The 22,878-nt window shown below is 73.1% G+C and carries 25 protein-coding genes; 11 read left to right on the top strand and 14 right to left on the bottom strand.

Features of this window, described 5'->3' with window-relative positions; translation table 11 throughout:
- Positions 1–344: 344 nt before the first annotated feature.
- On the bottom strand, positions 345–1,724 hold the full coding sequence (locus ABZ714_RS01110; protein ID WP_358823000.1) for an MFS transporter: 1,380 nt from the start codon (positions 1,722–1,724) through the stop codon (positions 345–347).
- Positions 1,725–2,031: 307 nt separating this feature from the next.
- On the opposite strand from ABZ714_RS01110, the gene ABZ714_RS01115 reads away from it, so the two are divergent.
- The 4 genes from ABZ714_RS01115 to ABZ714_RS01130 all read left to right on the top strand — a co-directional run bounded on the left by ABZ714_RS01115 (position 2,032) and on the right by ABZ714_RS01130 (position 5,931).
- A complete protein-coding gene (locus ABZ714_RS01115) occupies positions 2,032–2,928 on the top strand; it encodes a DUF3027 domain-containing protein (protein ID WP_358823001.1) in 897 nt (298 codons plus the stop codon).
- Between the two features lie 925 nt (positions 2,929–3,853).
- Positions 3,854–4,324: a DUF2771 domain-containing protein gene (locus tag ABZ714_RS01120; RefSeq protein ID WP_358823002.1), complete on the top strand. Its 471-nt coding sequence runs from the start codon at positions 3,854–3,856 to the stop codon at positions 4,322–4,324.
- A gap of 36 nt (positions 4,325–4,360) precedes the next feature.
- On the top strand, positions 4,361–5,062 hold the full coding sequence (locus ABZ714_RS01125) for a futalosine hydrolase (RefSeq protein WP_358823003.1): 702 nt from the start codon (positions 4,361–4,363) through the stop codon (positions 5,060–5,062).
- Positions 5,063–5,070: 8 nt separating this feature from the next.
- Positions 5,071–5,931, top strand: coding sequence for a 1,4-dihydroxy-6-naphthoate synthase (locus tag ABZ714_RS01130; RefSeq protein ID WP_358823004.1), 861 nt, complete (start codon positions 5,071–5,073; stop codon positions 5,929–5,931).
- 181 nt (positions 5,932–6,112) lie between these two features.
- On the opposite strand, the gene ABZ714_RS01135 is transcribed toward ABZ714_RS01130, so the two are convergent.
- Positions 6,113–6,496 carry a cold-shock protein gene (locus ABZ714_RS01135; RefSeq protein ID WP_358823005.1) on the bottom strand — a complete coding sequence of 128 codons (384 nt, stop codon included), beginning with the start codon at positions 6,494–6,496 and terminating at the stop codon, positions 6,113–6,115.
- A 269-nt stretch (positions 6,497–6,765) separates the two neighbouring features.
- Between ABZ714_RS01135 and ABZ714_RS01140 the strand changes: the two genes are divergently transcribed.
- Positions 6,766–7,005, top strand: a complete 240-nt coding sequence (locus tag ABZ714_RS01140; protein ID WP_358823006.1) for a hypothetical protein — start codon at positions 6,766–6,768, stop codon at positions 7,003–7,005.
- A 148-nt stretch (positions 7,006–7,153) separates the two neighbouring features.
- Here the strand turns inward: ABZ714_RS01140 and ABZ714_RS01145 are convergent, their stop codons facing one another.
- Positions 7,154–7,834, bottom strand: a complete 681-nt coding sequence (locus tag ABZ714_RS01145; protein ID WP_358823007.1) for an HAD family hydrolase — start codon at positions 7,832–7,834, stop codon at positions 7,154–7,156.
- A 111-nt stretch (positions 7,835–7,945) separates the two neighbouring features.
- Complete coding sequence (locus ABZ714_RS01150) at positions 7,946–8,845, bottom strand: NAD(P)-binding domain-containing protein (RefSeq protein ID WP_358823008.1); 900 nt, start codon at positions 8,843–8,845, stop codon at positions 7,946–7,948.
- Positions 8,846–8,924: 79 nt separating this feature from the next.
- Here ABZ714_RS01150 and ABZ714_RS01155 point away from each other — a divergent pair, with 79 nt between their 5' ends.
- Entirely contained in the window at positions 8,925–9,290 is a 366-nt protein-coding gene (locus tag ABZ714_RS01155; RefSeq protein ID WP_358823009.1) for a helix-turn-helix domain-containing protein, read from the top strand.
- Positions 9,291–9,394: 104 nt separating this feature from the next.
- Here ABZ714_RS01155 and ABZ714_RS01160 read toward each other — a convergent pair whose 3' ends face one another.
- On the bottom strand, positions 9,395–10,261 hold the full coding sequence (locus ABZ714_RS01160; protein WP_358823010.1) for an MFS transporter: 867 nt from the start codon (positions 10,259–10,261) through the stop codon (positions 9,395–9,397).
- Here ABZ714_RS01160 and ABZ714_RS01165 point away from each other — a divergent pair.
- The gene (locus tag ABZ714_RS01165; protein WP_358823011.1) at positions 10,224–10,766 is read left to right on the top strand and encodes a hypothetical protein; all 543 of its coding nucleotides are present in this window, start codon (positions 10,224–10,226) and stop codon (positions 10,764–10,766) included. The two genes, ABZ714_RS01160 and ABZ714_RS01165, sit on opposite strands and share 38 nt — an antisense overlap.
- A gap of 16 nt (positions 10,767–10,782) precedes the next feature.
- Here ABZ714_RS01165 and ABZ714_RS01170 read toward each other — a convergent pair whose 3' ends face one another.
- The 4 genes from ABZ714_RS01170 to ABZ714_RS01185 form a co-directional block, all read right to left on the bottom strand.
- On the bottom strand, positions 10,783–11,679 hold the full coding sequence (locus tag ABZ714_RS01170) for a hypothetical protein (RefSeq protein ID WP_358823012.1): 897 nt from the start codon (positions 11,677–11,679) through the stop codon (positions 10,783–10,785).
- Positions 11,680–11,729: 50 nt separating this feature from the next.
- A complete protein-coding gene (locus tag ABZ714_RS01175) occupies positions 11,730–11,942 on the bottom strand; it encodes a hypothetical protein (protein WP_358823013.1) in 213 nt (70 codons plus the stop codon).
- Complete coding sequence (locus ABZ714_RS01180; RefSeq protein WP_358823014.1) at positions 11,939–12,193, bottom strand: hypothetical protein; 255 nt, start codon at positions 12,191–12,193, stop codon at positions 11,939–11,941. The genes ABZ714_RS01175 and ABZ714_RS01180 overlap by 4 nt, the downstream gene beginning before the upstream one ends.
- Before the next feature lie 81 nt (positions 12,194–12,274).
- On the bottom strand, positions 12,275–12,697 hold the full coding sequence (locus ABZ714_RS01185; RefSeq protein ID WP_358823015.1) for a hypothetical protein: 423 nt from the start codon (positions 12,695–12,697) through the stop codon (positions 12,275–12,277).
- Positions 12,698–12,833: 136 nt separating this feature from the next.
- On the opposite strand from ABZ714_RS01185, the gene ABZ714_RS01190 reads away from it, so the two are divergent.
- A complete protein-coding gene (locus tag ABZ714_RS01190) occupies positions 12,834–13,097 on the top strand; it encodes a hypothetical protein (protein WP_358823016.1) in 264 nt (87 codons plus the stop codon).
- A 34-nt stretch (positions 13,098–13,131) separates the two neighbouring features.
- Positions 13,132–14,484 carry a tetratricopeptide repeat protein gene (locus ABZ714_RS01195; protein WP_358823017.1) on the top strand — a complete coding sequence of 451 codons (1,353 nt, stop codon included), beginning with the start codon at positions 13,132–13,134 and terminating at the stop codon, positions 14,482–14,484.
- On the opposite strand, the gene ABZ714_RS01200 is transcribed toward ABZ714_RS01195, so the two are convergent.
- Genes ABZ714_RS01200 through ABZ714_RS01210 form a run of 3 tightly spaced genes read right to left on the bottom strand, consistent with a single transcriptional unit; the run spans position 14,468 to position 16,994 of the window.
- Complete coding sequence (locus tag ABZ714_RS01200) at positions 14,468–15,040, bottom strand: hypothetical protein (RefSeq protein WP_358823018.1); 573 nt, start codon at positions 15,038–15,040, stop codon at positions 14,468–14,470. The genes ABZ714_RS01195 and ABZ714_RS01200 overlap by 17 nt on opposite strands.
- The gene (locus ABZ714_RS01205) at positions 15,037–16,305 is read right to left on the bottom strand and encodes a hypothetical protein (RefSeq protein ID WP_358823019.1); all 1,269 of its coding nucleotides are present in this window, start codon (positions 16,303–16,305) and stop codon (positions 15,037–15,039) included. Before ABZ714_RS01205 ends, ABZ714_RS01200 begins: the two co-directional genes overlap by 4 nt.
- Entirely contained in the window at positions 16,302–16,994 is a 693-nt protein-coding gene (locus ABZ714_RS01210; protein WP_358823020.1) for an ATP-binding cassette domain-containing protein, read from the bottom strand. The genes ABZ714_RS01205 and ABZ714_RS01210 overlap by 4 nt, the downstream gene beginning before the upstream one ends.
- A 346-nt stretch (positions 16,995–17,340) precedes the next feature.
- Here ABZ714_RS01210 and ABZ714_RS01215 point away from each other — a divergent pair, with 346 nt between their 5' ends.
- On the top strand, positions 17,341–18,021 hold the full coding sequence (locus ABZ714_RS01215; protein WP_358823021.1) for a pyridoxal 5'-phosphate synthase: 681 nt from the start codon (positions 17,341–17,343) through the stop codon (positions 18,019–18,021).
- Between the two features lie 21 nt (positions 18,022–18,042).
- On the opposite strand, the gene ABZ714_RS01220 is transcribed toward ABZ714_RS01215, so the two are convergent.
- Positions 18,043–18,672, bottom strand: coding sequence for a LysE family translocator (locus ABZ714_RS01220; protein ID WP_358823022.1), 630 nt, complete (start codon positions 18,670–18,672; stop codon positions 18,043–18,045).
- A 94-nt stretch (positions 18,673–18,766) separates the two neighbouring features.
- Positions 18,767–19,879 (bottom strand): hypothetical protein, encoded by a 1,113-nt coding sequence (locus ABZ714_RS01225; RefSeq protein WP_358823023.1) that lies wholly within the window; start codon positions 19,877–19,879, stop codon positions 18,767–18,769.
- Between the two features lie 113 nt (positions 19,880–19,992).
- Here ABZ714_RS01225 and ABZ714_RS01230 point away from each other — a divergent pair, with 113 nt between their 5' ends.
- A complete protein-coding gene (locus tag ABZ714_RS01230) occupies positions 19,993–22,761 on the top strand; it encodes a helicase C-terminal domain-containing protein (RefSeq protein ID WP_358823024.1) in 2,769 nt (922 codons plus the stop codon).
- The last annotated feature ends 117 nt before the right edge of the window (positions 22,762–22,878 follow it).

The raw sequence follows: 22,878 nt of genomic DNA on the forward strand, positions 1-22,878 counted from the left end.
CCCGCTCTCCCAAGGGCTTCGTCCCTGGAGGGCGGTCCCTTTCCAAGGGCGGCGAGGAGAGCAACCCAGGGGCGCGGGGAACTGCGCGACCAGCCGGCCACGGTCCGCAGACCGCGAACAAGCATTAGCCGCCGGGCGCGGCCCGGATCGTGGAGCTCACCCGGAGGGCCAAGGCGCTGGGGGTCCCCCCATTGCCGAAGCCACAGGGGGCGGAACTGCGCGAACGGCCCACGACGGCCCGCGGTCGGAACACCTCCGGAGGAGGCACTACCTATCCCGCCCGGAGAGTGCTCCCCTCCCCCGAGGGGCTACCAGGCGGCGGGCCGCAAGAGAAGCGCGGCGCGTCAGGCGACTCGGGGGTGGGGGTGGGTGGAAGAAGTGAGGAGGCCGCGGACCGAGGCGAGCGCGCCCGTTGTCACCAGGCCGGCTGCCACCGCCATCCCCAGCACCCCGTGCAGCGGCAGCAGCATGCCGATCGCGCCGCCCACGACCCAGGCCATCTGGAGCAGTGTCTCGGAGCGGGCGAATGCCGAGGTGCGGACGGCTTCCGGGACGTCCCGCTGGATCAGGGCGTCCAGGGAGAGTTTGGCGAGGGCCTGGCAGAAGCCCGCCGTCGCGCCGAGGACGGCGACCATGCCCGCGCCGAAGAAGATCGCCGCCAGGGTCGCGGCGGTGATCACCAGGCCGAGGACCGTGGCGATGATCACTTCCGGGGCCCGGGCTTTGAGCCAGGCGCCGACGGCGGTGCCGATGGCGTTGCCCGCGCCCGCGGCGACGCCGACGATCGCCAGGGAGACCGCCGGGCTCTGGCCCGCGAGTGGGTGTTCCCGGAGCAGGAAGGCCAGGAAGAAGATGAGGAAGCCGGAGAGGCAGCGCAGGGACGCGTTGGCCTGGAGGCCGTGGATCACGGCGGGTCCGACGGTCCGGAGGCTGGGGCGGCGGCCGCCGTGGGTGAGGACCCGTACGTTGGTCTCGCCCTTCGCGGAGTCCACTTTGTGCGGCAGCCGGAGGGCCCAGTACGTACCGAGGAGGAAGAGCGCGCACGCCCCGTAGAGGGTCCACGCGGGCCCGATCCGGTGCAGCCCGGCGGCGACGGGGGCGGCCAGACCGGTGGCCAGGAGCCCGGCGAGCGTCACCCGGGAATTGGCTTTGACCAGGGAGAACCCGGTGGGGAGCAGTCGCGGTACGACGGCGCTGCGGACCACTCCGTACGCCTTGGACGCCACCAGCACGCCGAGCGCCGCCGGATACAGCTCCAGCGCGCCCGTGACGACGGCCGTGGACATGGCGATGGCGAGGGCGGCCCGGGTGAGCATCGCGGTGGCCATCGCCGCGCGGCGGCCGTGCGGGATCCGGTCCAGCAGGGGGCCGATCACGGGTGCGAGCAGGGCGAAGGGGGCGAGGGTGATCGCCAGGTAGAGGGTGACCCGGCCGCGTGCCTCGTCCGTGGGCACGGAGAAGAACACCGTCGACGCCAGCGCGACTGTGATCATCACATCGCCCGCGCCGTTGACGGCATGGAGTTCGATCAGCCGGCCGAGGCCGGATTCACCCGCGCCGTTGGCGTGGGTCGCCCGGCGGATGGAGCGCGCGGTGCCCGTGAACGGCGCCCGCAGCACCCGGCCGGTGGCACGGCACGCCCGGCCGAGCGCGCCGAGCGCCCGAAGCGCGACGGACGCGCCGGGAACCCCGGATGCGTCGTCCGACGAACTGGCTGCGGCCACCACGCCATAGTGCCCGAAGGGGGCCGTCCGCGACGGGTGATGCGGGGTTGTTAGCTCCCGGTTGGGGCGCGCAGGTGGGCTCGGCGCTGAGGAAGAGGTAGCGTGCGTAGCGCGCCACCGGCGAATGTTCTCGGCCGCGCGCCTCTTCGGCATCCCGCAGAATGGATGGCGTGAGGTGCGCCCGTGACGGATCCGGTCCGGGCGCGGACGTCGATGCGGCCCGCTGGTCCGCTCCGCCCGCCGCCCGTGTCCGCCCCACGCCACGGCCGGCGCACCCCGTGAGACGGCGTAGGAGAGAACGAGACCTGTGAGTGCAGCGACGACGAGAAGCCGTACCCCCGACCGCCTGTGCGCCGAGGCGGTGGATCTGGCCAGAGCCGCGGCCGAGGAGGCCGCGGCGCCCGGGGTGGTGGGCGAGCACGTCTCCCTCGTCTCCGAGGGCGACCGCGTCGTCACGCACTTCTTCGAATGCAAGGAGCCCGGGTACCGGGGCTGGCGCTGGGCGGTGACCGTGGCGCGGGCGTCCCGCGCGAAGGTCGTCACCCTCGACGAGAGCGTGCTGCTGCCCGGCCCCGACGCGCTGCTGGCACCCGAATGGGTGCCGTGGAGCGAGCGGCTCCGACCGGGTGACCTCGGCCCGGGTGATCTGCTGCCGACCGAGGCCGACGATCTCCGGCTGGAGCCCGGCTACAGCGGCGAGGACGCGCCGCCGCCGAACTCCGTCGTCACCGGCACCTCCCCCGACCTCGCCGAACGGGTCGAGGACGAGGACGCCGAGCTGACCGACCGGCGGCCCGCCGACACCGTCCCCAACAGCCGCGGCACCATCGCCTCCCTCGCGGAAGAGCTGGGGATGCGGCGGGCCCGGGTCCTCTCCCGCTACGGGCTCCACACCGCGGCCGACCGCTGGGACGAGTCCTTCGGCGCCAAGACCCCCATGGCCCAGGCGGCCCCGGCGGCCTGTGTGTCCTGCGGATTCCTGGTACCGGTGGCGGGCTCCCTGTCACAGGCGTTCGGGATCTGCGCCAACGAGTTCTCCCCGGCGGACGGGCGCGTCGTATCGCTCTCGTACGGCTGCGGAGGCCACTCGGAGGCCGCCGTCATGCCGAAGCCGCCGCCGGCCGCGGAGCCGGTACTGGACTCGATGGCGACGGACGATTTCCCCTTGCACGGGGACCCGTCCGAAGACCTCGGCCACGCGTAGTCGCCTCCCGCTGCGGGGTGCGCCGCGCCGGAGGCCCTCCGGGTGCTCCCGACTGCCCTCGGCGAGGCGCGCCCTCCGGGCCGGGGGGTAGTGCCTTCTCCGGAGGTGTTCCGACCGCGGGCCGTCGTGGGGTTGCCCTCCTGAACGCTCCCGGGGAGGGGAGCGCCTCCGGGCCGGATAGGTAGTGCCTCCACTGGAGGTGTTCCGACCGCGGGCCGTCGTGGGCCGTTCGCGCAGTTCCCCGCGCCCCTGACCACCTCCCCGGCACCGCCCTCGTAAAAGAGGACGGGCCCCGTCAGGGGCGCGGGGAACTGCGCGGGCAACCCTCCACCGGCCAGCGGGTGGACCAACCACACCAGGTGGCAGCATCCCCTCCCCCGGGACGGGCTCCAGCCCCGAGCGGCATGTGCGGTCGGGGTGGTCGGGGGGTGCGGGGTCGCCCCCTGGGGGTCCCCCCAAAGGCAGCTTTGGGGGAGGACGGCGGATAAGAAACGGGTCTCCTACAGTAAACAGGTGCCCCACTTCCGCCGTCCGTGAGGAGGTGAGCCCGGAGGCCACCGACCCTCCCGCCACAGAACAAGACCGCCCGCATACCGCTGGAGCAACGGTCACATCTCCCTCAGCCCCGCCGGCGCCTGAGGCGCGAAGACCCCGCCTGGCCACAGGCAACCCCGGCACCAGGCGCCCTGACGCGGCGCCAGCGGGAGGCGCCCCCGCCGGCGCCTGAGGCGCGAACAGCCCCGCGCGAGGCGGGCAACCCCGGCACCAGGCGCCCGGGGGCGCGAGGCCAAGCGACCCGCCTGGCACAGGCAACCCCCACTCCGGGGGCCCGGGGACCAGGAACCCCACAGCGGGCGGCGACCCCGCGACCCTCCGGGAGGGGCCCGCGCGTGGAGGGCGGGGTGTGGGCAGATAGCCTTCGGGCATGACCGTTGCGTTCTTGTCCGGGACCCGCCGCCGGGCCGCCGCCTCCGTCGCCGTCGTCGGCGCCGGGCTCCTCGCCCTCACCGCTTGTGAAAAGCCGACTCCGGTCGCGACTCTGACCATCGGCACGGAGTCGGTGAACACGGAGGCCGCCTGCTACAACGACGGCAAGCCGCTCGCCAAGGACGTGTACGACGAGTGCATGAAGAAGACCGGTAAGACGCTGAAGCTGGATCCGGATCAGCCGCTCCGGATCGGTGTGGATACGGCGATCGCCGAGAACGGCTGGGTGCTCGGGGTGGAGGGCTCGCTCTCGAACGAGGCCGAGGAGTCCACGAAGACGTACCAGTCGATCAACAGCCGCGCGTTCTTCCCGCCGGGTGGCCAGGACGAGCTGCGGTTGCAGATCGTTGAGCTGAAGGACAAGCAGCCGGTCGGCGTCTGGCAGTTCAAGCTGAAGAAGTCGAGCTGATCGCAGTTCTCGCGGTCGGCGACCGGAGGCGGTGAGATGCGCGTACTGGTCGTGACCGCGGTCGCCCCGGAGGCAGCGGCCATCACGGCGGCCGTCGCGCCCACCGGGTCCACCGCGTCCGCCGGGCCCGGTGTCGAGGTGCTGGCCGGTGGTGTGGGCCCGGCGGCGGTCGCGGCCCGTACGGCGGTGGCGCTGAGCCGGGCCGCCGGAACCGCCGGGACGCCCCCGTACGACCTCGTCGTCTCCGCGGGCATCGGCGGCGGTTTCGCCCCGCACGCCCCCGTGGGTTCCCTCGTGGTCGCCGATGCGATCGTCGCGGCGGATCTGGGGGCCGGTACGCCGGACGGCGGCTGGCTGCCGCTCGGTGAGCTGGGCTTCGGCCGGGATCGGTACGAGCCGCCGCGTGGGGCCGCTCTGGAGGCGGCCCGGCTGACGGGTGGGCTGCTGGCCCCGGTGCTGACGGTGTCGTCGGTGACGGGTTCGGCGGCGCGCGCGGCCGAGCTGAGCGGGCGTCATCCGCGGGCGGGTGCGGAGGCGATGGAGGGGTTCGGCGTCGCGGAGGCGGCGGCCGTGTTCGGGCTGCCGGTGCTGGAGGTCCGGGCGGTCTCCAACGCGGTCGGTCCCCGGGACCGGGACGCCTGGCGGATCAAGGACGCGCTGGCGGCGCTGGAGGAGGCTTTCCGGCGGCTGCGGCCCCTTTTCGACGGCCCGCCCCCGGATTCCCCGTCACCGGCGTAGGAGAACTCATGGACATCGCGTACTCCCCCTGCCCCAATGACACCTTCGTCTTCGACGCGTGGGCCCATGGCAGGGTGCCGGGCGCGCCACCGCTGGATGTGACGTTCGCGGATATCGATATCACCAACGGGATGGCCGAGCGCGGCGAGGGCACGGTCCTGAAGGTGTCGTACGCGGTGCTGCCCTGGGTCCTGGACGAGTACGCGCTGCTGCCGTGCGGCGGGGCGCTGGGGCGCGGCTGCGGCCCCCTGGTGCTGGCCCGCCCCGCGGACACCTCCGGCGGCGGGATCCGTACGGCCGCCGGCCTCGCGGGGCGTACCGTCGCGGTGCCGTCGGAGCGGTCGACGGCGTACCTCCTGTTCCGGCTCTGGGCGGCGGACCGGGTGCCCGGCGGGGTCGGGGAGGTCGTGGTGCTGCCGTTCCACGAGATCATGCCCGCCGTGCGGGACGGTGTGGTGGACGCGGGTCTGGTGATCCACGAGGCGCGGTTCACGTACCAGGAGTACGGGCTGACGCGGCTGGCCGATATGGGTGGGCACTGGGAGGAGACGACCGGGCTGCCGATCCCGCTGGGCGCGATCATCGCGAAGCGGTCGCTGGGCGCGGAGCGGCTGCGGCTGCTGGCGGAGTCGGCGCGGACGTCGGTCCGGATGGCGTGGGACGATCCGGAGGCGTCGCGGCCGTATGTCCGGGAGCATGCCCAGGAGATGGATCCGTCGGTCGCGGACCGGCATATCGGGCTGTACGTCAACGAATTCACGGCTGATCTGGGCCCGAACGGATATGCGGCGGTACGCGGGCTGCTGACCCGGGCGGCGGCGGAGGGTCTGGTACCGGCGCTGGCACCGGGGGCGCTGGACTTCCCGTAGCCCCCCGGAGAGCGGGAGCGGGGGGCGCGTGGGGGCGCGCGGCACAGAAACGGCCGAGGGGCTTGTACCGCCCCTCGGCCTCGATGCGCCGGGCTCACCCGATCAGGGGAGCGGCCCGGGTGACGGCCGTACCGTCACAGCGTCGGCGGGACGCCGGTCGCGCCGGTCGTCGCCCCGGTCGTCAGACGTCGAGCTGGTCCGCCACCGCCCGCAGCATGCCCGCGATCTTCGAGCCGGACGCCTTGTCGGGGTACCGGCCGCGCTCCAGCTGCTGGGTGACGTTTTCGAGGAGGGTGGTCAGGTCCTGGACGATCGACGCCAGCTCGTCCGGCTTGCGCCGCTGGGCGGCGGCGACCGAGGGCGTGGGGTCGAGTACAACGACGGAGAGCGCCTGGTCTCCCCGCTGACCTGCGACGACACCGAATTCCACCCGCTGGCCGGGCTTCAGCGAATCGACTCCGTCGGGCAGCACTGACGAGTGCACGAAGACGTCGCCGCCGTCGTCGCGGGAGAGAAAGCCGAAGCCCTTCTCGCTGTTGAACCATTTGACTTTGCCGGTAGGCACGTCTGTCCTCGTCCTTGTACTCGTCGGGGCGTTTCGTCGGGCGCGGGCGCGCCACGAAGACTCGGGAAGCTGTTCGGGAAACTGTAGGGAACTGTAGAAAACGCAGAGCCCTGAGGAAACTCGGTAAAAACAGCGAACTCGGTGAAAAACGGTCCGGATAGCAGTACGGCGGGTCGCCCGACCCGCACCACACCCCAGGCTAATGGTCCAGGGGCTGGTGACAAGACGTCGCCGAACGGTTCGTCCCCGCCGGGAACTACCCTGGCCGGATGACTGCTACTCCTTCCGCGCCGGGGGACGGGCTCGTCCGGGCCGGCGCGATCGTCTTCGTCATCGGCGCGGTGGCCACCCTGATCACCTTCGTCCCGATGTTCCTGGGAACGGATCCCTTCCCGCCCGTGGCCTATGCCGTCTGCATGCTGATGGGGGTCGGTTTCGCGATCGCGGGCGCGGGGGTGCTGCGGTCGATCGCGGCCCAGCGGCGGACGGCGAAAGCGGCCACGGACTGACCGGGCCGCCTCTTCGGCCGGATCGGACGGTTCGGCCCGACCGGACGGCACGGGCGGTACGACCGATACGGGCGGTACGACCGCATCGGGCGGATCAGGTGGTACGGGCCGATGGGCCAGTCCGGCATGATCGGACGGTCCGGCCCGATCAGACGGTACCGGCGGTACGGGCCCGCAGCTCCGGCGCGTGCTCCCGGAGCCAGCCGGGGAAGGCGGTCAGATCGTCGAGCACCACATCGGCTCCCGCTTCGAGCAGCTCGGCGGCGGAGCAGGGGCCGGTGGGGACGGTGACGGCCAGCGCCCCGGCGGTCCTGGCGCCGCGTACGTCCCCGGTGTGGTCGCCGACGTACGCGGTGGCGCCGTACTCGCGCAGGGCCTCCGCCTTGCCCTCGGCCCAGAGCCAGCCGATCACCGCGTCCGGGGCGATGCCCAGGTGCGCGAGGTGGAGTTTGGCGTTGGGTTCGTGCTTGGCGGTGACGACGACGGCCCGGCCGCCGTGCTCCTGGACGGCGCGTACCGCGTCGTGGGCGCCGGGGAGGGCGCGGGTGGGCTCGATGGCGTACTCGGGATAGATCTCCCGGTACCGGTCCCCCATGGCCTGAATCCGGTCGTCGGGGAACCAGTGCGCCAGCTCCTGCTCCAGCGGCGGTCCGAGCCGGGTCACGGCGAGGTCGGCGTCGATCGGGACCCCGGTCTCCCGGGAGAGCCGGACGTAGGTCGCGTGGATCCCGGGCCGTGAGTCGATCAGGGTCATGTCGAGGTCGAATCCGACGGTGAAGGCGTACGAGCCGTTCGCCGCCGGGCCGGAGGCGGGGTCCTGGGCGTCCATGGTCCCCATTCTGCCCGGTCACGCCGCACGCGGTACGGGCCGCCCGGTCCTGCCGGGACGGCCCGTACGACGGCGGCGCCACGGCGCGGAGCGCACCGGCCCCGCGGATCGTCAGCGGCCGCGCCCCAGCAGCTCCGCCAGCCGGGACGGGTCGTCGCCGCCGTAGCCGAGACCGATGGCGCGCCGGGTCATGCCCTCGGCGGCGCGCATCAGGCTCGCGTCGATGCCGTGGGCCTCGGAGGCGTGGATGATGTGGGCCATGGTCGAGGCGGCCGAGGTCATCGGATTGATCGTGGCGACGTGCTCGCCGTCGTCGAAGGCGGCCGCGCCCTCGGTGAAGGCGGGCGGCAGGATCTTCCCGATGCCCTGGGCGAACGGCTCCAGCTCCCGGCCGCTGATCCCCTCGGCCCGCGCGATGGCCAGGGCGTGCATATAGCCGGTCACCGAGGTCCACCAGATGTCCAGCAGGGCGATGTCGAACGCGGCCGCCCGGCCGATGTCCTCGCCGAGGTGGGTCTGCTCGCCGGACAGTGTGTCCAGGACCGGCTTGTGCTCCTCGTACAGGTCCTTCGGGCCGCTGTAGAGGAAGACGCCGTGCGGGGTGCCGACGACGGTGGTCGGCACCATGATCGCGCCGTCGAGATAGCGCACCCCGTGCCCGGCGGCCCACTCGCCGGCCTCCCGGGCCCGGGCGGGCACGTCGGCCGAGAGATTGACGACGGTACGCCCCTTGAGCGCGGCGGTGACCTCGGGGCGGCGCAGGACGAAGTCGGCGGCGTCGTAGTCGACCACGCAGACGACGATCAGGTCGCTCGCCGCGACGGCCTCCTCGGGGGACGCCGCACTGACCGCGCCCGCCGCGACCAGCTCCCGGTCCCGGCCGGGGGTGCGGTTCCAGACCGTGGTGGTCACCCCGGCGGCCAGGAAGGCGGCGGCCAGGGCCCGGCCCATGGGACCCAGTCCGATCACCGTGACGGCGGAAGGGTTGGTGGTGTGAGTCTCCGCGGACATGCTTCAGCTCCCGTACAGAATAGAAATGAACGACTGAATGACTGAATGACTGACTGGATCGGTGAAGGGGTTGGTGGCGATGCCGCGTACGCGGGCGCAGGATCCGGATGTGTGCGGGGTGACCGCCGCGATCGCGGTGATCGACGGCAAGTGGAAGACGGCCCTGCTCTGGGCGCTTGAATCCGGTCCGCACCGGCCGGGTGAGCTGCGCCGGATCCTGCCGGGGATCTCCGAGAAGGTGATGACTCAGGCGCTGCGCGAAATGGAGTCCGACGGGCTGGTCGACCGCGAGGTGCACGACGTACTGCCGCTCAAGACCGTCTACTCCCTCTCCGATTTCGGAGTGGAACTCTCCGAGGCGCTGGCCCCGGTCGCGGACTGGGGTCATCGTCGCCTGGACAAACTGGCCGAACAGCGTTCCGCCGACGACCGGGCGGTCTCCTAACGCATCTCGCCTCTCCCCGTTCTGCTGGTTCCGGTGTCCTCGCGGCGCCGCGTCATCAGAATCTCCCGGCGGCCGGGCGCTGCCAAGTACCCACAAAAAGGTGGCTACTCGCCGGGTTCGGCGCCGCGGGTGCCGGTCGCCTTACGAGGGCGGAGCAGAACGGCGGCCAGGGTCGCGGTGGCGGCCAGTCCGATCGCCGCGATCGCCGCGACGGTGGTGAAGCCCTGGTCGTACGCGTACCGGGCGGCGTCCCGTACGGCGTCGGCGGTCGCGGGCGGCAGGCCCGCCACGGCGCTCTCGGCGGCGGTGAACGACTCGCCGACGGCGGCCCGCCGCTCGGGGTCGAGGCCGGGGACGGCCGGTACGGCGTCGCGGTAGACGAAGGCCACGACGGTGCCGAAGACGGCGACGCCCAGCCCGGCGCCGAGTTCGAACGAGGTCTCCTGGATGGCCGCGGCCTCCCCGGAGCGTTCGGGGCGGGCCGCGCCCATGATGGTGTCGGAGCCGAGGGTCATCACGATCCCGGCGCCGTATCCGGCGGCGAGCAGGGCCGGGAGCAGCGTCCCGGCGTAGTGGGCCGCATCGCCGGTGGCGGCGACGACGGCATAGGCGAGGGCGAAGAGCAGCAGCGCCCCGGTGAGGGCCCGGCGGTTGCCCCAGCGGGCCGCGACCCGGGGCGCGGTGACGGCGCCGACGGCGTTGGCGGCGGCCAGCGGCATCAGGGCGAGACCGGCGCGCAGGGGGCCGTAGCCGCCGGACTGCTGGAGCCACTGGGTGAGGAAGAAGAGCAGGGCGACATAGCCGCCGAAGCAGCCGATGACGCAGAGGGTGGCGGTGGAGAAGCGGCGCTCGGCGAAGAGGGAGAAGTCCAGCAGGGGTTCGGCGAGGCGCCGTTGGCGGCGGACGAAGAGATAGACAGGCGCTCCCCGGCGGGTGGCGCAGTTGCTGGCGGTCCGGCCCGATCTCGACATCGTTCCGATCCGGGGCAATGTCCCGCCCCGACTGCGGAAGATTCGTACGGAAGGGCTCGACGCGGTCGTACCGGCGGCGGCCGGGCTGCGTCGGCTCGGGCTCGACGACGCGATCGACGAGCTGCTGCCGCTGGACCTCTTCCCGCCCAGCCCCGGTCAGGGCGCGCTCGGGATCCAGGTCCGTGCGGACTGGGGATCGGAGCGTCTGCGCGAGATCCTCCGCACGAACGGAGATCCCGAAACCGACGCGGCGGTGCGAGCGGAGCGGGCGTTGCTCGCCGAGTTGCACGGGGGATGCAGTGTCCCCGTGGGCGCGTACGCCGCCGTACGCCCGGAAGGTGACCTGATCCTGTCGGGCCAGGTCACCTCGGTGGACGGTCGCGACCGTGTCTCGGGGACCCTGATCGGCACTCTCGCGGAGCCGGAGAAGTTGGGCACGGCTCTGGCGATGGAGCTGATGGGCCAAGGCGCGATCCGGATTCTCGAAACCGCTCGGCAGACCTAGGGACCTGGGTACGGGCTCAGGGCAGGCGGCGCGCCAGGTCTCGTGCCGCGTAGGTCAGTAGTGCTGTCGCTCCGGCCCGTTTTGTGGTCACGGCGAGTTCGAGCAGAAGTCCGTAGTCACGCCCGCCACCATCCGGAGACATCGGTGCGAGCGGTCGATACTCCCCGGAGACGGAGAAGGGAAAGATCGGCACCCGGGTGTGGTTCCGGAGCACGGTCAGTACGTCCACACTGAACAGCGCCGGTCCGAGGAGCGGCATGTCCGCCCCGTCGCGCACCATCCCCAGAGCTGTGTCGACGAACTGTTCGGGCTTGGCGGGATGTACCTGGAACTCCCGGTCCTCCCGGCCCTGCGGGGTCGCGCCCAGGATTCGCCTGAACGCGTCGTACAGACGTGACCAGAAGATCACATGCGGCATGACACCGACGTTCGTATGGCCGGTCTCGTTCAGGGTCCGCCGGGCGTGGCCGACGGCGCCGAGAACCATGGACGCGGGTCCGACGACATCGGCCCCGGCTTCGGCGTGAGCGACGGCTTGTGCTCCTGCCGCGTGGGCCGTCGCGATCTCATCAGGACGTCCGTACCGATCGATGAGATAGCAGAGCCCGGCCGTCGTGTACGAGCACAGGCACGACTCCGTCATGACGGCGACGCCGGGCTCCGTGCTCTTGATGGTCCGGATCGCCCTGGCCATGAGCGAGTCGGGGGCGCAGGCATGTGTGCCCGTGTCGTCGGGTACGGAGGCTTCGGCGAACACCTTCACCGAAGGGATGCCGAGGGAAACGCAGTCCCTGACCACGGACGGGATCTGCCCGATGGTCACCGTGGGCATGGGCCGGTCGGCGGGTCCACTCGTCACCAGCAGCATCAAGGAGAGATCCGCCGGGGTGAGCCGGGGGTGCGCTTCCGGCATCGAGCGGACGGCCGGGCGTCCCCGTAAGGGGGTCGGGGCGAGTGGAACGGTCACTGGTTCCTCATGTGCGGATGGGAGTCGGCGCGTTCGAGTTCGTACGGGAGTGGTCCGGGGACGGCGGTGGTGGCGTGCTCGGGGCAGGCGTAGGAGTCCCGCCCGTCGTGGTAGCCGATTTCGACGGCGGCGGGTGTGGTGCGCCCGCAGAGGGCGCAGGTCCGGTCCGTCGAGGGCGGGGGGTTCTGGGTGAGGCTGTCGCGGGTCATCGGCGCAGGAGTCCGGGCGGAAGGTGGAGGACGGTGCCCGGCGGCAGGACGTAGAGCCTGCGCCGGCCTCGGGCCGCCTCCTCTCGGGCGCGGAGGACGGCCTGGGCCTGTTCCTTGGTGGGGCTGGTCCACGCGGCACGCCACGGATCGGGCGGTGGCGGCGACGGGGGTGGGGGTGCGGTGCGGCTGGCCGGCTTCAGGGCCGGGATTCGCAGGACCCGGGCAAGCGTGCGGAGGATAAGGTCGCTCATGGTCGTTCAGCTCCTGTCTCAAGCTGATCGGCAAGACCCGGCGGGGACCGTTGGCGCGGTCTTGTCGGGGCGCTCCGGTGTTCAGGTGACGGTGATACGGATCGCCCGGCGGGCGTCGGCCTCCACGGTCATGGGGTCCGCCCCGGCGGCGATCCGGCGGAAGACTTCGGCCCGCCAGTCCCGGGGCAGCCGCCGGATCCGCGACGCGAGTTCCGGCGCGTCGACCGTGCGCAGCTCCGCGTAGCCGGGCATCGGCGGAGGTTCGCCCTTCTCCGCGTACACAGCCGCGATCGCCAGGGCTTCGGCGAGGCCCGGCCGGTCGGGGGTTCGGGTCCTGGCGCCGTGGTGGGCCTCCCGCAGGACCGCTGCCCGCCAGGGGGCGGGGAGCCGCGTCCACTGGCCCAGTATTTCGACGGCCGCCTCGGCGTTCTCGGTACGGTCCGGATCCGCCTCCGGCCACCGGCCGGCCCCCGCCGGATCGCAGAGCGCGGCAAAGTGCGCCACATCCATCACCAGGGCGGCGATCCCTGGCCCGTATTCCTCGGCTCGGTCCGCATGCGGCCACGCTCGTCCCAACGCCCGCGCATCCGCCACACACCACCCCAGAGATGCCCGCGTGTAACCGGGCAGGGCATCCCTGATGACCGAAGACATCACCGCCTCCCGCACCAACGGCCCCACCCGCCCTGCCAACCGCACCACCACCGACCACTCCCGCACCCGCCAACACCCCAGCGCGTCCAACACCTCACGCACCCCGTCCAACCCGGTTCCGGTGATCGGCATTTCGTTCATGATTCGACTCTTTCCCGAGGTCAGGGAGAGACGACCCACGATCTCTCCTTTCTCTAAGCAACTGCGCGGCTACTCTGTGCGGAAGCGCGGCAACGCGGGCGGGACTTGAAAACCTTGAAAACGCGCGAGCAAAGGTTGAAGCCATGGCCGAACGGGAATCGAACGCGGGGCTGGAGCGCCTGCTTCGTGAATCCGGCTGGACCTACGCCCAATTGGCGCGTGCCACGAACCAGATCGGTACGGAGCTGAACACTCGGCTCCGTTATGACGAGTCCGCCGTCACGCACTGGCTCGGCGGCACCGTTCCCCGGGAGAAGGCGCGGCGATGCGTCGTGGAGGCTCTGTCCCGGAGGCTCGAACGGCATGTGACATACGCCGAAGCAGGCTTCCCGCCGCCTCGGAACGGGCAACCGGATACCGAGGTCGACTTGGTGGAGGGGCTGATCGAGTTGGGCAGACATGACATGGACTCGTCGCGTCGAGGGGTCCTCGGGGTCGGGCTCTTCTCGGTCGCCCTGGCCATTCCGGGTTGGCCGGACGTCGTCGGGAGGGCAGAGGCGCTGAAGACCGGGCGCATGGCGCGGATCGGCATGTCGGACGTCGAGATGGTCCGCTCCATGACGCACCAGGTCTCCGACCTCGACGACCGGTTCGGAGGACGGCACGCCCGGCCGCTGGCCGCCACCATCCTGGTCAACACCGTCGCCGAAGCCCTACGCGCCGACGCCCGGCCCGAGATCCGCAAGGCCATGATGGGCGCGGCGTCCGACCTCTGCTACCTCGCGGGCTATATGGCGGTGGACGAGGGACTGCACGGGCTGGCACAGCGCTACTACCTCAAAGCCCTGGAGTTAGCCGGAGGAACCGACAATCACCTCATGTACTGCACGATCCTGCGCGGACTGAGTGTGCAGGTGGGCGATCTCGGGCACGGCGCCAGGGCTCTGGAGTTGGCGGACGCCGCCGCTGGCGGTACGTCCGGCGCAGGGCCTCGCTGGCAGGCGTTCGTGATCGGGCAACAGGCCCACGCGGCCGCTATGACCGGGGACAAGGCCCTGGCCCTGCGCCGTATTCAGGCAGCGGAAGCAGCGATGGACCGGGCCGAGAGCGGAAGTGGTTCCGCCGGGCGCTACGATCCCGCAGCACTGAACTACCACATCTCGCAAATGCGCTACGAGTTCGGCGACCGAAACGGTGCCGTGGACTCCTTGGCCCTGGCAAATCAGTTGAGGCCCGATATCTATCGGCGGACCAGAGTCATGCGTACCGGATTGCTCGGTGAACGCCAATTCCAGCTCGGCCATCTCGAAGCCGCCTGCCGCACGTGGAAAGCCGCCCTCGGCGAATACCACCTCGTCCAGTCCGGCCGCGTCGATGAACGGATGCACACCATGATCGGACTCATCCGGCCGCACACCAAGAACACGTACGCCCGCGACCTCTACGACCGGGCCCGCGCCACCCTCCCCGCCCGGCTGGTCAGTCGGGCCGGGTGACCGGGACGCAGTCGCGGGGTCTGCGGGCCGTCGTGGACCACAGGGCCGACCCGAAGAGGGTCGCCGTCGCGAGCCAGGCGGTGAGGCTGCCGGGCGGGTAGAGGGGCAGGGCCCACCATGCCTGGGGGCGGCCCGCGAGCAGGGTGAGGAGGAGCGTGGCCAGGGCGGCGAGAGTCGCCGTGGCCTCGTGGGCGAGCTTGCGGGCCAGGACGGCGACGGCCAGCAGCAGGGCGACGTTACGGGTCACGGCCTGGCCGACCAGTGGGGCGGTCAGCTGGGTCAGGGTCGTGGTGAGGAGGAGCGCCGCCCCGTCCAGGAGGCGGACGGGGACGACGGCGGTGGCCTCCGCGTCGGGCAGTCGGCGGTCCAGGCAGTACATGGCCGCGGCGACCACGATCAGTGGGGCGAAGAGGTCGAGCCGGGCCCCGTCGGCGGCGCCGTTGATGCTGGGGACGGGTACTTCGATGTCGCCCGCCGTCCGGCAGACCAGGACGAAGACGAGCAGCGCCGGGGGCACCGCCCACCAGCGGCGGACGGTGGTCGCGTAACGGTTCACCGGGTGGGGTCCTCCGGGCAGCGGAGGCCGGTCGTGGCGGACTTCTCGAACCAGTCGGACTGGTCGGGTGCGGGGAGCTTCCGGATCCGGTTGACCTCGACCCAGTCCGAGTAGGGCAGGCTGCCCTGGGCCTCGGTTTCGGGCAGGCCGATCACCAGTGCGGCCCAGGCTCTGGCCTGTGCTCCGGGGATCCGGCAGTTCTCGGCTCCGGCGCGCGGGACGGCCGTACCGACGGCGGCGGAATCGGCCAGGTCTCCGATGTGCCGGTCGGTGTCGTACATGCCCTTGGGGGCGTCCGGGGGCGGGGCCCAGTACAGGGGCCAGACGCCCGGTTCGAGGGGGCGTTCGGAGGAGTCGAGGCGGATTTCCCGGGGCGCGGGGACACCGGCGGCCGTCAGCTCGTCGAGGGGGGTGAGCAGCTCTATGCGGAGGGACACCGCGCGGTACGCGTACTCCGGCGGGACGCAGACCCGGGGCTCGGCGCCGACGCAGTGGAGGGTGATGTCGCGGGGCTTCGTCGGCACCTGGTATCCCCAGTCCAGGACCAAGGCGCGGCCGGTGAGGAAGCCGGCGGCGGCCACGGCGAGCGCGACGGGGGCCAGCCAGGGGCGTCGGCGGGCCCCGGCCAGCGCGACGGCGGCGATCGCGAACCCCGCGACGACGAGCCAGGGCACGGTGTAGGCGGCGGGCTCCTGGACATCGGTGACGCTCGAACGGGTATCGACGCTGCCGCCGAGGTGGCGTATGTACGGATTCCCCGTCGCCTGGGGAACGGCCAGCCAGACCCAGCAGCCGACTGCGGCGAGGGGCGCGGCGAGGCCGCGCGGCATGAGGTTTCCGAGGGCCCAGCCGATCACCAGCCAGCCCGCGGGCAGCAGGAACAGATGGGCCAGGGCGAGGAGGCCCGTGGCTTCGCCGGGCCAGACCCCGACCGTGACGCGGGCCAGGAAGAGGGCCGCCACGGAGAGGGCGAGCTGGAGGGCCAGTACGGGGGCGGCGGCCCGGAGGAACCGGCGGACCGGGCCTCGGGCGGCGCTGTCGCGGACCGTTCCGAGCAGGCGTTGGCGGCCCGCCTCCCAGGCGGCGGTCGCGGCCACGGCGGGGGCGATCGCCGCGATGCCGTACGCGGCGGCCTCGCCGGACTGCACCGCGTAATACGACGACTTCACGTACACGGAATCGTTCACGTACAGGACGGTGTAGATCAGCGCCGGGGCGATCACCCAGGGCGCGGCCGAGGAGCGGAGCTGCGCTCGGGTGATCATTCGGCGGCCTCCAGTAACGAGGCGTAGGCGCTCTCCAGCCTGCGGGCCGGGGCGGTGTCCGCGGCGGCCCGGGCGGCGAAGTCCGGGACCGTGCCGCGGAATCGGGGGCGGCCGGATTCGAGGACGACGACCTCGTCGAACGCCTCGTCCAGGTCGCCGATGTCATGGGTGGAGACGATGACGTGGACCGTGCCGCGCAGGGAGATCAGCAGATCGAGGAAGCGGCGGCGCTGCTGCGGGTCGAGCCCGGCGGTGGGTTCGTCCAGGAGCAGCAGTTCGGCGTCGTGGACGAGTGCCTGGGCGATGGCGACGCGCTGGCGCTGTCCGCCGGAGAGCCGGTCGATCCGGTGGTCGGCGCGTTCGGCGAGGCCGGCCCGTTCGAGTGCCCCGGGCGCGGCCCGCCAGGCGTCGCGCTCCCGCAGCCCCTTCAGCCAGCCGATGTACGCGACATGCTCCCGGCAGGTCATCCCGGGCAGGAACCCGGGCCGTTGCGGCAGCCAGGACGCCCTGCGCCGGAACTCCCGGGCCTGTCGGCGGACTCCGAGGTCGAATTCGCCGTACCGGATCTCGCCGTGCTGCGGTCCGAAGGCCCCGGCGCCGAGGGAGAGCAGGGTGCTCTTTCCGGCGCCGTTGGGTCCGAGCAGTACGGTGTGCCCGGCCGAGAACTCCAGATCGAGGCGGTCGAGCACCGGCCGGTCCCTTCGGGAGTATCGGAAGGTGCAGGACCGATACCGCAGGGGCATGGGGGAATCCTCTTCGACGGGGAAGGTTTCCGGCCGTCACGGCGGAAGCGTCGCTCCGGGGCGGCCGACGGGGAATGTAGCGGCGGCTGCGGTGTATCGAACGTTCTTCTCGCCGAATCCGGACGCGGACGATTCCATTCCATGACATCAGCACCGTGGAAGGGGGGTCGCCCGGCCATCCGGTGGCCGGTGATATTCCCTTTGGCCGCCCTGTTGTTTCAGACCGCACCGACAATGGATTCGTACGGCATCCGAGCGGTACGGCGATGACGACGGTCCGGAGGTCCTGGTGATGAGTACGGAAAGCGGAGCGGACAGCGGCGTACGGGAGTGGCTGCGGGGGCTTGAGGTGTTCGCGGGGCCGCTGGGTGCGTTCGTGCCGGAGGACGCGCCGGAGGATCCCGTGGAGTTGTTCCTCGGGTGGCTGCGGGAGGCCGTCGACGCCGGGGTGCCCGAGCCCCATGCGATGACGCTCTCCACCGTGGGGGACGACGGGGTTCCCGACGCGCGGGTGCTGATCGTGAAGAACGTGGACGCCCGGGGGTGGCAGTTCGCCGGGTCCGCCGGGAGCCCCAAGGGGCGGCAGCTCGCCGGGCTGCCCGGGGCCGCGCTCACCTTCTACTGGCCGCTGCTGGGGCGGCAGGTGCGGGTGCGGGGCCCGGTGGAGGCCGCGTCCGCCGGGGAGAGCGCCGCCGATCTGCTGGCCCGGTCGGCGTCCGCGCGGGCCGAGGTGCTGATGGGACGGCAGAGCGACCGGCTGGCCGACACCGCCGAGCGGGACCGTGAGTTCGCCTCGGCGCTGGCCCGGCTGGCGGCTGAGCCGGAGCTGGTCAGCCCCGGGTGGACGCTCTACACCGTGCGGGCGACGGCCGTGGAGTTCTGGCAGGCGGACAAGGACCGGCTGCACACCCGGCTGCGGTACGAGCGCACCGGCCCCGGCGCGCCCTGGGAGCGGCACCGGCTCCGGCCCTGAACACGGTCGGCCCCGAGGGGCTCAGGCGGTCGTCGCCGTACGGACTCCCAGCGCCACCAGGACCGTACCGGCGACGCGGGCGATCCGGACCCGGATCCGCGGGGTGTCGAGCCTGCCGCGCGCGGTGGCGACGACCGACGCCCAGAACAGCAGCCAGCCCAGGACCACGATCACATGGGCCACCGACAGCGCCGCGATCTGGGGCGGCAGCGGGCGGCCCGCGGTGAGGAACTGCGGGACCAGGGTCAGATACACCCAGGCCGCCCGGGGGTTGAGGAGATTGGCGAACAGGCCCTGCCCGAAACTGCCGAGGCGGTTCCACGGCAGCTTCGGCCGGGGCCGGTCCTCCGGCGGGACGGCGGACCGGCGGGCCGAGCGCCAGGTGCTGACGCCGAGCCAGACGAGATAGAGCCCGCCGACGATCTTCACCACGGTCAGCGCGCGGGCCGACGACATCACCAGGGCGGAGAGCCCGACGGCGGCGAAGGCCGCATGGACCAGAAGGCCGCACGCGGTACCGAAGGCGACCCGGACGCCGTCGGCCCGCGTTCCGGCGATGACCTGCTGGGTGACGAGGGTGAAACTGGTGCCGGGGGTGAGGGTCACCGGGACGATCGCGACGACGAACCCGAGCAGTTGATGCCATTCCATTGAGCCGAGCGTAGGGACCGGGGCCGTACGCGGGCTACGCGCCCGGGCCGGTGACGGACCTCCGGACGAGGCCGCACGAGCGCCCCGGCCCGCGTCATACCCGGCGCGCCCGCCACACCAGATACAGCGCCGAGGCGACCGCCGCCCCCCGAAGCACCCAGGGGCCCGACTCCACGAAGGCGTCGCGCATCGCCTCGTCGGGCAGGGGATCGCCCCAACGGCCCGTGGCGCGGCCCCAGAGCCAGAGGATCCCCGCCGCGACCGCCGTGCCCGGGATGCCGAGGACCGCGATCTTCGTCTGTACGGGGCCGAGCCTGCGGGAGCCGTAGGCGATCAGCCAGCCGGCGGCGAGCGCGATCCAGGAGCCGAAGATCGCACCGCCGAGCAGCAGCAACGCGGCGACCAGCAGTATCGGACTGCCCAGCCCGGCCGCGACGGCGACGGCCGCCGCCTTCTCGGGGTCCTTGGCGCGGCGGGAGAGCAGCCGGGGCAGCAGACCGGGCCGCGGGGGCTCCGCTTCCTCGCCGTCCCCGTCCCCGTCGTCGCCGTCGCCGTCGGCTTCGGCGTCCTCCTCCGACTCGTCGTCCTCGCGCGGCGGGCGCAGTATTTCGGGGATCTCGACACCGCCGGTGAAGCCGCCGACCCGTTCGCCCGCGCCGTAGGGGCGCGGTTCGACGCTCCACCATTCGCCGTCGCCGGTGAGATCGGGGCCGGAGCCGGTGGAGGGGCCGAGTTCGTCGAGGCCCGCGAGATGGGGCGGGAGGCCCGGCGGGGACGGCGGCGGCGGTACGGCGGGGGCGGCGCGGTCCTTGCGGGGGCGGGGGATCAACTTCCGTACCCGCTGGGCCGGGAGGAGGGCCTTCCCGAACACGGACTCGGACGCGGAGCCGGAGCCGGGCATGGAACCGGGTGCCGGGCGCTCCGGTTCCGCGGCCGCCCGGGGAAAGGCGGTCGCACCCGGTGGCGCGGCGCGCGGCGGGGTATCGGCCGCCTGGTCCACGACTTCGGCGGGCGTACCGAGCCGGCCGAGGATCCGCCGTACCGAAGCGGGCGTCTCGGCGGCCGTCTGCGCGCGCTGCCGTTCGATCTCGCCGCGGAGCGACGCCACCAGCTCCATCCTTGCCCCGGAGGAGAGTTGGCGCTGCTGGGCGATGTCGCCGACCCGGCTCAGATAGTCGTAGACGAGCTGTTCGCTCTCGATCCCCACGGACGGTTCCCCTCGCGTGCTCCCCGGACCGGACCGGCCCGGTGACAACACCGGTCACGATCCCAGCACGACGGTAGCGCGGCCCGGGGACCACAGCGACTACCGTGGGGCGGATGGGGACGAAGCCCGAGGAACCGCACGGCACGCACCAGGCCGATCCGTACGACGAACCGACCGGCACGGCCGGTGAGGCCGCCACCACCACCGCCGACACCGCCGTGGAAGCCGCTGGTGCACCCCGGGACGAACAGGCGCGCGGCGGCCCCCGCACGCTCGCCGAGGCGCTGCGCGCCGGTGCGGACACCGAACTGGCCGCCCTGCTGCGGGCCCGCCCCGATCTCCTGAACCCCGTCCCGGGCGATCTGACACAGCTCGCCACCCGCGCGGGCACCCGGGCGTCCGTGGTCCGCGCGCTGGAACGGCTCGACCGGTTCGCCCTCCAGACGGCGGAGGCGCTGGCGGTGGCGCCGGACCCGGCGCCGTACGACACCCTCCTCGGACTACTCACCGGCGACACCGGCGGCGACGGCGACACCGGCAACGGCAACGGCAACTACGGCGCCGACGGCTATATCGGCGACGAGGCCGCGGAACGGGAGCGGATCGCCGCCGCCCTGCCCGGCGCTGTCGCGGCGCTGCGCACCCGGGCCCTGGTGTGGGGCGGTGACGACCGGCTGCGGCTGGTCCGTACGGCCCGCGAACTGCTCGCCCCGTCGCCCGCCCGCCCCTCCCCCACCGGACTCGGCCCGACGGTCGCCGAGGCCACGTCCGGGATGTCACCGGGACGGCTCCAGGAGATCGTCACCACGGCCGGGCTGCCGACGACCCACGACCCGGTGTCGGCGGTCACGGCGCTGACGGCGCTCTTCACGGACCGTACCCGGATGTCCGCCCTGCTCGACACGGCACCGCCGGAGTCGTCCGCGGTACTCGACCGGCTGGTGTGGGGGCCGCCGTACGGGGAGGTCACCGCCGACCCGACGCCGCCGGTGCGCTGGCTGCGGGACCGGGGGCTGCTGCTGCCCGCGTCCCCGCGTACGGTCGTCCTGCCGCGCGAGGCGGCGCTGCATCTGCGGGCGGGCCGGGCGCACCGGACCGTGGAGCCCCGGCCGCCGGAGCTGGTCCCCGCCGCCTCCGTACTGGCGGCCCGTCCACAGGTTGTGGACGGCGCGGCGGCCGGTCAGGCGCTGACGGCGCTCTCGACGGTCGAGGACCTGCTCCAGGAGTGGCACGAGGGCGGCCCGCAGGTGCTGCGCGCGGGCGGCCTCTCGGTCCGGGATCTGAAGCGGACGGCGGTCGCGCTGGACGCGACGGAGCCGGTGGCCGCGTTCTGGCTGGAGCTGGCGTACGCGGCGGGTCTGGTCGCGTCGGACGGCGAGGCCGACGAGGCGTACGCGCCGACGCCCGCGTACGACGGCTGGCTGGAGCTGCCCGCCGCCGACCGGTGGGCCCGGCTGGCGGGCGCCTGGCTCACGGCCACCCGGACGGCGGGGCTCGTCGGCTCCCTCGACGGGAAGGGCCGTACGCTCGCCGTCCTCGGGCCCGGTCTCGACCGGGCCGCGGCACCGGAGGTACGCCGCCGGGTGCTGGCGCTCATCGGCGCGCTGCCGCCCGCGACGGCGCCCACCCCGGAGAGCCTGCTGGCCCGGCTGCGCTGGGAGCATCCCCTGCGGGGCGGGGACGGTGCCTCGTACGGCGGTACGACCACGGGGGCCGTCGGGCCCGGTCCCGGCGGCGGGCTCGGCGGCGCGACGGACCTGCGGAGCCGGATCGCGGTCTGGACCCTCGCCGAGGCGGAGTACCTCGGTGTGACGGGCCGCGGCGCCCTGTCGAGCCACGCCCGCGCCCTGCTCGGGATCACGGACGACTCCGGCTCCGAGCCCGCCCCCACCGCCACCCCCACCGCCCCCGTCCCGGAGGACCGCCTCCGCGCCGCCGCCGGAACGCTCGCGCCGCTGCTGCCCGTGCCGCTCGACCACGTACTCCTCCAGGCCGATCTCACCGCCGTCGCCCCCGGCCCCCTCCAGCGCCCGCTCGCCGAGACACTGGCCGTCCTCGCCGATGTCGAGTCCAAGGGCGGGGCGACCGTCTACCGCTTCACCCCCGGCTCCGTACGCCGGGCCCTCGACGCCGGACGCACCGCGTCCGAACTGCACGCCTTCCTCAACACCCACTCCCGGACCCCGGTCCCGCAGCCGCTGGGCTATCTGATCGACGACGTGGCCCGCCGCCACGGCCATCTCCGGGTCGGCGGCGCGTCCTCCTACGTCCGCTGCGACGACGACGCGCTCCTCGACGAGATCACCGCCGACAAGCGCTCCGCCGGACTGGGCCTGCGCCGGATCGCGCCCACCGTCCTGGCGTCGGCCGTCGACCCGTCGACGCTGCTCGGCGGATTGCGTTCGATGGGGTACGCCCCGGCCGCCGAATCCGCCGAGGGCGACGTCCTGATCGCCCGCGCCCACGCCCGCCGCACCCCGCCCCGAACACCCCCGGCACCCCAGCCGGAGGGCCCGCCGGTCCCGGACGCGACCCTGCTCGGCGCGGCGGTACGGGCGATCCGCGCGGGCGACCTCGCGGCCACCATCAGCCGCAAACCGACGACCCCCGCCACCGAGCGTCCCGCCCCCGCCACCGGACCGGGCCCGGGCCTCCCGCGCACCTCCGCCGCCGAGACCCTGGCCACCGTCCAGGCCGCCGCGATGACCGGCTCCGCCGTCTGGATCGGCTACGTCAACCCGGAGGGCACCGCCAGCCAGCGCGTCATCGCCCCGGTCCGGGTGGAGGGCGGCTTCGTCACCGGCTACGACCACACCGCCGACGAGGTCCGCACCTACCCGCTCCACCGGATCACGGGCGTCGCGGAACTCGCCGACGACTGATCCCCCGGGCCGCGCCCGCGCCGCGGACCGGATCCGGCCACCGCCCGCGTTCGCCGACGGGCCCCCGCCCCTTCCCCCGGTACGGCACACTGGAGGTTTGGCTTCCTCTGCGGCTCC

Source organism: Streptomyces sp. NPDC006798 (assembly GCF_040635975.1).
Taxonomy (GTDB): domain Bacteria; phylum Actinomycetota; class Actinomycetes; order Streptomycetales; family Streptomycetaceae; genus Streptomyces.

What these genes read in the sequence shown, in the direction of transcription:
- ABZ714_RS01120 (WP_358823002.1), top strand. Translation starts at nt 3,854, where the DNA reads ATGACCGTTGCGTTCTTGTCCGGGACCCGCCGCCGGGCCGCCGCCTCC.
- ABZ714_RS01125 (WP_358823003.1), top strand. Translation starts at nt 4,361, where the DNA reads ATGCGCGTACTGGTCGTGACCGCGGTCGCCCCGGAGGCAGCGGCCATC.
- ABZ714_RS01130 (WP_358823004.1), top strand. Translation starts at nt 5,071, where the DNA reads ATGGACATCGCGTACTCCCCCTGCCCCAATGACACCTTCGTCTTCGAC.
- ABZ714_RS01140 (WP_358823006.1), top strand. Translation starts at nt 6,766, where the DNA reads ATGACTGCTACTCCTTCCGCGCCGGGGGACGGGCTCGTCCGGGCCGGC.
- ABZ714_RS01145 (WP_358823007.1), bottom strand. Translation starts at nt 7,834, where the DNA reads ATGGACGCCCAGGACCCCGCCTCCGGCCCGGCGGCGAACGGCTCGTAC.
- ABZ714_RS01150 (WP_358823008.1), bottom strand. Translation starts at nt 8,845, where the DNA reads ATGTCCGCGGAGACTCACACCACCAACCCTTCCGCCGTCACGGTGATC.
- ABZ714_RS01155 (WP_358823009.1), top strand. Translation starts at nt 8,925, where the DNA reads ATGCCGCGTACGCGGGCGCAGGATCCGGATGTGTGCGGGGTGACCGCC.
- ABZ714_RS01160 (WP_358823010.1), bottom strand. Translation starts at nt 10,261, where the DNA reads ATGTCGAGATCGGGCCGGACCGCCAGCAACTGCGCCACCCGCCGGGGA.
- ABZ714_RS01170 (WP_358823012.1), bottom strand. Translation starts at nt 11,679, where the DNA reads ATGCCGGAAGCGCACCCCCGGCTCACCCCGGCGGATCTCTCCTTGATG.
- ABZ714_RS01175 (WP_358823013.1), bottom strand. Translation starts at nt 11,942, where the DNA reads ATGACCCGCGACAGCCTCACCCAGAACCCCCCGCCCTCGACGGACCGG.
- ABZ714_RS01180 (WP_358823014.1), bottom strand. Translation starts at nt 12,193, where the DNA reads ATGAGCGACCTTATCCTCCGCACGCTTGCCCGGGTCCTGCGAATCCCG.
- ABZ714_RS01190 (WP_358823016.1), top strand. Translation starts at nt 12,834, where the DNA reads ATGACCGAAGACATCACCGCCTCCCGCACCAACGGCCCCACCCGCCCT.
- ABZ714_RS01195 (WP_358823017.1), top strand. Translation starts at nt 13,132, where the DNA reads ATGGCCGAACGGGAATCGAACGCGGGGCTGGAGCGCCTGCTTCGTGAA.
- ABZ714_RS01205 (WP_358823019.1), bottom strand. Translation starts at nt 16,305, where the DNA reads ATGATCACCCGAGCGCAGCTCCGCTCCTCGGCCGCGCCCTGGGTGATC.
- ABZ714_RS01215 (WP_358823021.1), top strand. Translation starts at nt 17,341, where the DNA reads ATGAGTACGGAAAGCGGAGCGGACAGCGGCGTACGGGAGTGGCTGCGG.
- ABZ714_RS01220 (WP_358823022.1), bottom strand. Translation starts at nt 18,672, where the DNA reads ATGGAATGGCATCAACTGCTCGGGTTCGTCGTCGCGATCGTCCCGGTG.
- ABZ714_RS01230 (WP_358823024.1), top strand. Translation starts at nt 19,993, where the DNA reads ATGGGGACGAAGCCCGAGGAACCGCACGGCACGCACCAGGCCGATCCG.